This window comes from Marinobacter sediminicola, assembly GCF_031157525.1.
In the GTDB taxonomy this organism is placed as follows: domain Bacteria; phylum Pseudomonadota; class Gammaproteobacteria; order Pseudomonadales; family Oleiphilaceae; genus Marinobacter; species Marinobacter sediminicola.
On record NZ_JAVIXR010000009.1, the window covers coordinates 162,120 to 170,567 of the forward strand.

Annotated in this window: 9 protein-coding genes; 8 read left to right on the forward strand and 1 reads right to left on the reverse strand. The window is 47.2% G+C overall.

Features of this window, described 5'->3' with window-relative positions:
• The first annotated feature begins 12 nt into the window (after positions 1-12).
• From RG807_RS13420 to RG807_RS13435, 4 genes are read left to right on the forward strand one after another with little or no spacing between them, the layout of a single operon-like run.
• A complete protein-coding gene (locus RG807_RS13420) occupies positions 13-1,173 on the forward strand; it encodes an ankyrin repeat domain-containing protein (protein ID WP_309045333.1) in 1,161 nt (386 codons plus the stop codon).
• Positions 1,173-1,679, forward strand: a complete 507-nt coding sequence (locus RG807_RS13425) for a hypothetical protein (RefSeq protein ID WP_309045334.1) — start codon at positions 1,173-1,175, stop codon at positions 1,677-1,679. The genes RG807_RS13420 and RG807_RS13425 overlap by 1 nt, the downstream gene beginning before the upstream one ends.
• A gap of 25 nt (positions 1,680-1,704) precedes the next feature.
• The gene (gene brxL, locus RG807_RS13430) at positions 1,705-3,771 is read left to right on the forward strand and encodes a BREX system Lon protease-like protein BrxL (RefSeq protein ID WP_309045335.1); all 2,067 of its coding nucleotides are present in this window, start codon (positions 1,705-1,707) and stop codon (positions 3,769-3,771) included.
• 13 nt (positions 3,772-3,784) lie between these two features.
• A complete protein-coding gene (locus RG807_RS13435) occupies positions 3,785-4,498 on the forward strand; it encodes a hypothetical protein (protein ID WP_309045336.1) in 714 nt (237 codons plus the stop codon).
• 549 nt (positions 4,499-5,047) lie between these two features.
• Here the strand turns inward: RG807_RS13435 and RG807_RS13440 are convergent.
• Positions 5,048-5,248, reverse strand: a complete 201-nt coding sequence (locus RG807_RS13440) for a hypothetical protein (RefSeq protein WP_309045337.1) — start codon at positions 5,246-5,248, stop codon at positions 5,048-5,050.
• 218 nt (positions 5,249-5,466) lie between these two features.
• Between RG807_RS13440 and RG807_RS13445 the strand changes: the two genes are divergently transcribed.
• The 4 genes from RG807_RS13445 to RG807_RS13460 all read left to right on the forward strand — a co-directional run.
• Positions 5,467-5,724 carry a hypothetical protein gene (locus tag RG807_RS13445; RefSeq protein ID WP_309045338.1) on the forward strand — a complete coding sequence of 86 codons (258 nt, stop codon included), beginning with the start codon at positions 5,467-5,469 and terminating at the stop codon, positions 5,722-5,724.
• A gap of 454 nt (positions 5,725-6,178) precedes the next feature.
• A complete protein-coding gene (locus RG807_RS13450; RefSeq protein ID WP_309045339.1) occupies positions 6,179-7,225 on the forward strand; it encodes a hypothetical protein in 1,047 nt (348 codons plus the stop codon).
• A 103-nt stretch (positions 7,226-7,328) separates the two neighbouring features.
• Entirely contained in the window at positions 7,329-7,982 is a 654-nt protein-coding gene (locus tag RG807_RS13455; protein WP_309045340.1) for a DUF8453 domain-containing protein, read from the forward strand.
• Positions 7,983-8,175: 193 nt separating this feature from the next.
• On the forward strand, positions 8,176-8,448 hold a 273-nt coding region (locus RG807_RS13460; RefSeq protein WP_309045341.1), incomplete at its 3' end, for a hypothetical protein.

Here is an 8,448-nt window from a genome sequence, read left to right on the forward strand (position 1 = left end):
GGGGGCGTATAGATGAGTGAGTTGTGCGCTGCCATTGAGGTGGGCGACCTGGCCAAGGTTGAGTCAATACTGGCAAGCTTTGAAGATGGGGCTGTTAGCCCGGAGGAAATGAGTGATGCTGGGTTTAGGCTCGCCTTGGACTCAGGCTTCAAAAAAATCGCTTGGGTACTGTTGAGTGACGGGCGATTCAATGCGAATGCTAATCACAGTGAGCCACTACGCCAGAGCATACGGTTAGGGTATTTGGATATCGCTTCTGCGTTATTGGAAAAAGGCGCTAATCCCAATTTTCGTTGTGAAGTATCCAACAGCGCCATGTTGCTGGCGTTGGAGTACGAGTACTACGACCTTGCTCAGAATATGATTGATTGTGGGGCTGAGGTAAACATCCGCAACGGTCGAGGTTGGACGCCCTTGATTTGGGCTGCCATTAAGGGCTACCGAAAGATCGTAGATTTTTTGATTGATAACGGCGCGGATATCCATATTTGTAACAACGATGGTTGGAACGCACTTACGGGTGCCTTCTTTAAAAACCGGACAGACATTGTAAATCTCCTTAGCGAGCAGGGTGCGCACTTCGGTCGGAAATACAGCGAAGCTGCGCTGCTCTCAGCTTATGAACACGGTTACCTCGATCTAGTAAGAAAGCTGGTTGATGACGGCACCCATGTGAATATTGTGGATGGCAGTGGGGATTCGTTGTTGATTTTGGCCATTCGGCGGGGTGACCTGGCCATTGTGGAGCTGCTATTGGAGCATGGTGCGGATGCTAACTGCAGAACAGGAAAGGGCAATCCGGCATTGTCTGTTGCCTTGAGCTGTCATCAGTATAGCGTAGCTCGTCTTTTGGTGAATCATGGTGCGGCGGTGAATGCTCCCAACCAAGATGATTGGTCACCATTATTACAAGCTGCAGAGCAGGGCAACGCGCAGTTGTGCCAACTCCTTATCGAAAAAGGTGCGGCGGTTAACCATCAGGTAGCGAGTCATTACGCCCCTTTGCTCCAGGCTGCAAGCAATGGCCATTTAGAGGCTGTAGAAGTGTTAGTAGGAGCTGGTGCTGACTTGAATATCAAAAACTCAAAGGGCACTCACGCCCGAAAACTTGCCAGTATATTCAAACACTCAAATATCGACTCGTTTTTGGAAGAGCATGGGGCACTTGAGTAGTGATAACCGAGTTAGAAGTCTTCGATGCTGTCCGTCGTGGTTACCTTGAGTTTGAAACAGCATCGAACGCCCAGATTCTTGATTATTTTTCCACGATCGATGCAGAGTCTGCGGCTGGCCATGCTAGTCATATCAAAGGAATTTTGTTCGAGCAGGAGTATGTCGACCTGCTAGCCACACAAGGCGTGGAAGCTCAGATTTTTGAGGCAACGAATCACCCAGTAACCGATATCGCCATTTTTGAGGATGGTGATGTGGCCGTGGAATTGCAACTCAAAGCCACAGACAGTGTCAGCTACATAAATTCTTCGATTGACGAGTACCCGGAGGTGGGTTTTGTGGTTACCTCTGAGATTGCGGGTAGTTTTGATAGCGATATGGTGATGGATTCTGGCATTGAGAATGCGGCTCTGGAGCAAGCGGTAGGCGAGACTCTTATGGATGAGGTGGTTAATCCGTTGAGCCCCTTCTCGGTGCTTGGCTGGCTTGTTGGCCTGCCGCTGTAAACAATGAAATATTAGAGGAAATATTGTGAGCTCACTGGATGCCAAAATTAACCAACATTTCCCCGGCGTAGTTGTGCGCAAAGATTTGGTGAAGGCGGTGAAAGGCAACGCCATTGTTCCCTCGTACGTGTTGGAATACTTGTTGGGGCAATATTGTGCCACTGATGATGAGGCAACGATTGAAACCGGGATAAGTACCGTTAAGGAAATTCTGGCTAAGCACTATGTGCATCGCAATGAGGCTGGCCTGATTCGCTCCAATATCAAAGAGAAGGGTCGCTACAAGGTTATCGATAAGGTGACTGTGTCACTGAACGACACCCGGGATGTTTACGAAGCCGAATTCGAAAACCTTGGCATCAAAAAGGTACTGGTTGATTCAGGCACCATCAAGAAGCATCCGAAGCTTTTGGTGGGTGGTGTCTGGTGCATCTGTGATATTGAGTACGATTTCAGCGAGGATGGCCAATCTACACCCTGGGTTCTCCTATCCTTAAAACCGATCCAGCTGTCGAGTCTTGATTACGATGCTTACCTGGAAGGGCGCAGGCAATTCACTACCAGTGAGTGGATTGATGTGCTGATGCAGAGTATCGGGCTGAACCCCGAAGCGTTTGGTCGCCGTAGCAAGCTGATTCAATTGGTACGCCTTATTCCTTTCTGCGAACGAAACTACAACTTGATTGAGTTGGGGCCAAAAGGAACGGGTAAATCTCACGTGTACTCTGAGTTTTCACCTCATGGAACTCTGGTTTCCGGGGGTGAAGCTACCCTCCCAAAACTGTTCATCAATAACACCACGGGCAAAATTGGGCTGGTTGGTTATTGGGATGTGGTTGCGATGGATGAGTTTGCCGGCAGTGGCAAGAAGCCGGATATAAAACTCATCGATACGCTAAAAAATTACATGGCAAACAAATCCTTCAACCGCGGTACTGGGCCGCAGGGTGCAGAGGCATCCATGGTTTTCATTGGCAACACCTCTCACAATGTCCCGTACATGCTCAAACACGAGCATCTGTTCATGGATTTGCCTGAAACCTATAGAAATAGCGACGGCCAAGCCATCCTGGACCGCCTTCACTGCTTCTTGCCTGGCTGGGAAATGGACAACCTCCGTAACGATATGTTCTCAACTGGTTTCGGTTTTGTTGTGGATTACCTTGCGGAGGTGCTTCGCTCACTGCGTAGCTATGATTTTTCTGATCGTTACCAGGATCGTTTCACGCTTTCTTCAGATATTTCGACCCGTGACCGGGATGGCGTTAATAAGACCTTTTCCGGCCTGATGAAAATTATCTTCCCGCATGGCGGAGAAACTGAAGCCGAGGTTGAGGAAATTCTCCGATTCTCCATGGAAGGCCGCAAACGCGTAAAAGATCAATTGATGCGCGTGGACTCAACCTATGCTGCAGTTAACTTTTCGTACAAAGATGCTGTTGGGGCGGACCATCAGGTCACTACGTTGGAAGAAGAAGAGTACCCGGCCTACTATCACAAAACGATCAGTGGGGATGACGGTGTTGACGGAACTGATGGTGCAGTAACGGATGACAATACCAGCACCTCAGCGCCTGCAGGAAAAACGCAAGAGCCCGTACTAGAAGAGAAGCACGTTACCTTCCAGGAGAATCAGAAGGGTGTTTCCTACGCGTCACTTCTGGGGCCGTACTTAAAAGGCGCCGGCCAGATTACCGTTACCGATCCCTATATCCGTTTGTTTTATCAGATTCGTAATTTTATGGAATTTTTGGAGATGATCGTAAAAGGTAAGGCGGACGAAGACGAGCCAGCGGTGCATCTTATTACCACTCGCGACGAGTTCAAGGGAGAGCTGCAGGATGAGAGCTTTGAGAAAATCCAGCAATCTGCCAGCGCGGTAGGAATCAAATTTACTTGGGAGTTTGATGAAACAGGAACCATTCATGCCCGACATATTATTACTGATACTGGCTGGAAGATTTCTTTGGACCGCGGGTTAGATATTTTTCAGCAGTACGAGATGAACGACGCATTTGCGTTCACCAACCGATTGCAGCAATACCGGTCTTGTAAAGCGTTTGAAGCGACGTTTATCAAGCACTCGCTATAGGATCAGATTGTATATGAGTAAGTATTCCGAGGATCGGATCAGAATACCCGCGAAGAGAGTCGATGGGCAGTGGGAGTTTTTATATGGTGGTGGGATTCCCATATCAGACGGCGCATATGCTGAGATAGTGGTGGCAAAGTCCAGTGTTGCTGACCGCGATTTTTTAGAGCGTCTGGGGCAAAAATCCTCATATAAAATCATGGACTCGGGAACAAAGCTCGTTGTCGCAATGACCGTAAAGGATGAAAGGCAGATCAAGAATGACTTGTTAACTCATCTAAAAGTCGTTGATATAAATAAGATTTCTTCAGACAAGAGGTTTTCAAGATACGGTATTGGCCCCCAAACACGCTTCGTTGAAATTGTTGTCGGCAGTGCGTCCAAGCGTGAACTGGCATTGGGGAAACCTGCCGAGGGTGGTGTTTGGTTGGAGCTGGAGGGGATGGAGCCCCAAGGCCTTAGCATTAGCACTCTCATATTGCCTGAGGGCGTTGCAGATCAAGAAGTGGATAGCCTGAATTATGCTTTTACACTGCTTTCGATGCACTTTGAACCCTGGAGGAAATCGCATACGGGCAATATTTATGAGCGCGTTTTTTATCAGGAAAAAAATGGGAAGTGGTATCCGTTAAACGTCCTCAGAAATGCTGTTATTGCGACTGAAGAGCACAAGCTAATAAAAGAACAGTGGAAAATTATATCGAGTCAGCTCAATTTGAAGTTTTGACCAAAAGGCCGTTGATTGTGAAGTTTTACCCGCAATTCAGGATCTTTAGCTGCCCAAATGTATTTCTGGTCGCGTTCGTGCAGCTGAATAAGAATCCAGGGTTAGAGGGTGATGCCGAAGTGCCGCGTGTAGCTGCAGACTAGGCTAATTCAAATGTCGATGCTTGAATCCCGGCAGAAACGCCACAAATAACGAGTCCAACTGGTCGGCCGTTAACAGGTGATTTCCTGCGACTTGCATTGCGCGCTCACATGCGGAAACTGAATTAACGCCACTAATTGCCACAACAGGATTCAGTCCCGGCGCAGGACGACCTGTGGACGCTCCTAGCCATATTAGTAACCCGCCCTGGTGGGAGAATTCTGCTGCTTGTTGGAACGAGCTCACCGGGACGTACATCATTCGATGGCTCAAATGCTGGTTCGGTAGTATTGCTGCGTGATGGTGGATGCGGTTAGGAAAACGCTCCAACAGGATGCGTTCTGCCAACCGAGTCAGCGGTTCTGTCTCGCTGCTTATTGCGACAACATCAGAAAGCATCATTTTTGGTCAAAACTCGACGTGATCGGAGGGCTTGGGTTCTTTGAGTTTCGCATCGATCATTGCAGGTGTTTCTGACTGCAGCCTGATTAACTCAGATTTTCGACCACCGTCTGTGCGAATCGTTATCGCCAGCTCTACCTCATAGAACTGCTCGTACTGTTCAGCTGCCTCAACAATCCGCTGTGCACTCACATAAATTTGGTTCATAAATTTACCTCTACTTGCCAACGATTGAATTGGGTGCGCGCCCCTGGATGGAGGTTTCCATGACGCGCTGCTGATGTTTTTCGGCACCGTCAGCTGGCCGGAATTTGAAATCAGCGTACATGGAAACTTTGGAGCTGCAAGCAAAAAAGCTGGGGTTGCTGCTTTGACGTTTTATCGTAAGCTGACAGCAAATGGTAAGAGTTTGCAGGGGTGGAACTATGAAAGAATTTCTTGACGACGAGACACTGAACAGAATGCTTGGTGCGCTGTTGATGATGTTTGTCACAACATTTTTTTGGGGCTGGCTGAATCAATATGGATTACCGATGAATTTGATACTGGCTGCCGGAGTTATTCTGATGGTTGTCGATCTTGTCGATTTTTCGAGGAATCCGGAACCTAGGTCAATTTTATTGGGCGCTTTCCTGGTGCCATTTTGGCCAGTGCTGCGTTTTCTTGTTCGGACGGGTGCATGAGTCAGTCGGCCTGGGAAACGGAGCATTGATTTTCCGAAGATTGGATCATCAGTGGGCTTATATTGGGGGCTTCCCTACGGTGCAGGAATGATCGGTGTAGCGCGTGTTCTTGACACCATATTTTGGCCTGCTCGGCCACGTTATGGTGACTTAACACACCAGTCGTGGCTGCCGCTCTGTTTTTAAACAAAAGCGAACATTCGAGTCAGGGCTTTTCTCCAGAGCCCCCAAGCTAATCACAGGGATTTCATCCAGTTTGATTGGCAGAGCGAATTCCAGACGCTGCATGATGACATGGCAGAAATGTCCGTGATCGCCTAAGCTATTGTTTTATCGATTCATGTGCAGCGTGCTTGATGGTTCAAAGTCAGTAAAGATGACGCAGGCAAATTTCTGCAATGATAAAGCGCACTGCCTAATTTCAGTTAGCCTCTATTCATAAATCGGAGATATCTTGAAACGCATCAAGCGAAATCCCGAAAAGTTTGAAGTAATAGATCTTTTTACCGCTCTGGGACGAGAACATGGCTATAAATTGACGGTGAAGGAAGATGTGGATGATTTCATTGACCGCATAGGAGCTTCACTCAAAGCATCTCAAGAAAACCTGAATCTTCTGTATGGGAAGAGAGTTGAATCTCTTTTCGCCCATGTAGCTGGAGCATTAGGGCGTTGCCGTTTTATTAAGCAGGAAGATAGTGGCGAAGCCTTTACTACTGAGAAAAATATTCAGGCTCCAGACTACAAGGTGGTGCTCAATGATGGGAGTCAGTACTTTATTGAAGTAAAAAACTGCCACTTTCCTAATGTTAAGTCGCCATATCCTTTTAAAAAAGAATATATGGAGAAAGTTGAGCGCTATGCTGATCTGCACGGCACTCAGGTCCTGTTTGCTATATATTTTTCACACTACAACAAGTGGTTTTTGTTGCGGAAAGAGTCTCTAATGGAGCAGAAAAATAGATACGTGACCGACTTTGTTAATGCGATGGCACAAAACGAAATGTCACTGCTGGGAGACCGTACAATTGCCACTGAACCAAACCTCTCTTTAGAGCTGCTTGCTGATCCTACCCATGGAGCGGCAGTAAACGAAAAAGGAGAGGCGAATTTTATCATTGGAAATGTAAAGATATATAGCTCAGACCGAGAAATTACGGAGGACCTGGAAAAATCGATTGCCTTTTACTTGATGAGATTTGGCGATTGGAATGAAGGTGATGCCGAAGCTATCTATGAAAACGGTGATTTCAAAGGTGTAAGGTTTACATCGACGCCGGATTTCCCTCCGGAAGAGCAGGTGTTCACTATGATTGGTGAGTTAAGTTCAATGGTAAGCTGTTCGTATGGTGAGCAAACAATATACGAAAAGAGTGTTGTTGCGTTGGATACCAACTTGGAACCGAGTGTATTTTCGGTTGAAATACCGGATGGGTATAAAGGAAAAGATTTGCCGTTATGGCAGTTTGTGATGCAACCAAACCCTGATTTTAAAGGCTAACCAGCGCACGTCGCCGGACTGGTTTTACGCTGCGCTCCAAACCAGCCGAAAATGCGGGCGTTAGCGCTCATACCACCAGTCATCGATACGACAGGAAGCATTAATGGGACTAGACGACATAGCTACGATTCTCAGCGGTTTCTCTACGGTTGTAATAGCTATTCTTACCGTATTTTTATGGCGTGAGAATCGGTTGCTGCGGAAGGCAGGCTCGGAGCCTAATTTGGTTGCTTACTTCGAGCCGCATCCAGATGGAACCGGTGGTTTGAACATTACAATCGCAAATGTAGGTACAGGCCCCGCAAGAAATGTTCACTTTCAATTTCTGGGAGAGTCAGAGCATTTCGCCCGCTATAATCTAATCCTGGATTGCACCACAAAGAGAGGCCCTATAACTCTAATTCCGCAAGGAGATAAAATTTCGATATTGTTTGCTATTGGTTTTCAACTCTTCAAGCCCAAAGATTCCGACGCCAAAGAGCCCATGCCCCCTTTTAATGTTCGCTTGGAGTGGACTAGCTTGAATGGGGCGAATGCAAAATGTGAAGACTATCTATTGGATGTCAAGCCGTACGCTGATCTTCCGGGGCTGATTAGCAAGCCTTATTTACTCAAGATCGTAGACTCCATAGACGGTGTAGGAAAAAACGTAAATAAACTCAATAAAGATGTAAGGAATTTATCAAACTTGATAGAGGCGAACTCTTTAGAAAATCCAGTAGTAACGAAAATTAAGGGAAACGATGAGCCTATCTAAAACGGTTGGGGGCGTCGCTCCTGTTTGCCTAACCAATTTTCTAGCGATACGCCTGCCAAGCATGAACTGTTATAACAAGGCCAGCATGCGACGCCTACCACATTGCGGCTTCGCCTCCATTCCGCAGCCGCGCATGCTGGCTGACGTTAACCACTGCGTTAACGGTCCAGTGTTTGGCAATATGGAGTAGTGAATGGAAGGTTTAGTTGTTCTGATCATCGTCGCGGCACTGTTGTTCGTCCTGATATTGTCTTTCAAATCGAGGGATGACAGTTCTCAAACAGTTAGCAGTCCGCACTCAGCCCGAGAACCTCAGCTCGATGTAACCCAACAGATAGCCGCATCGTCTGCCCAGCGGCTAGTTGAGATCGTCAACGAATCTCTCCAAATCGCCAATGACTCAAAAAATGCTGATACCAAGATTTCACGCTTAGATTTGGCCAAAGAAAGGTTGGATGAGCTAAAG

Bases quoted from the DNA above. Each gene is read 5' to 3' on its own strand.
- RG807_RS13420 (WP_309045333.1), top strand. From the start codon at position 13: ATGAGTGAGTTGTGCGCTGCCATTGAGGTGGGCGACCTGGCCAAGGTT.
- RG807_RS13435 (WP_309045336.1), top strand. From the start codon at position 3,785: ATGAGTAAGTATTCCGAGGATCGGATCAGAATACCCGCGAAGAGAGTC.
- RG807_RS13440 (WP_309045337.1), bottom strand. From the start codon at position 5,248: ATGAACCAAATTTATGTGAGTGCACAGCGGATTGTTGAGGCAGCTGAA.
- RG807_RS13445 (WP_309045338.1), top strand. From the start codon at position 5,467: ATGAAAGAATTTCTTGACGACGAGACACTGAACAGAATGCTTGGTGCG.
- RG807_RS13455 (WP_309045340.1), top strand. From the start codon at position 7,329: ATGGGACTAGACGACATAGCTACGATTCTCAGCGGTTTCTCTACGGTT.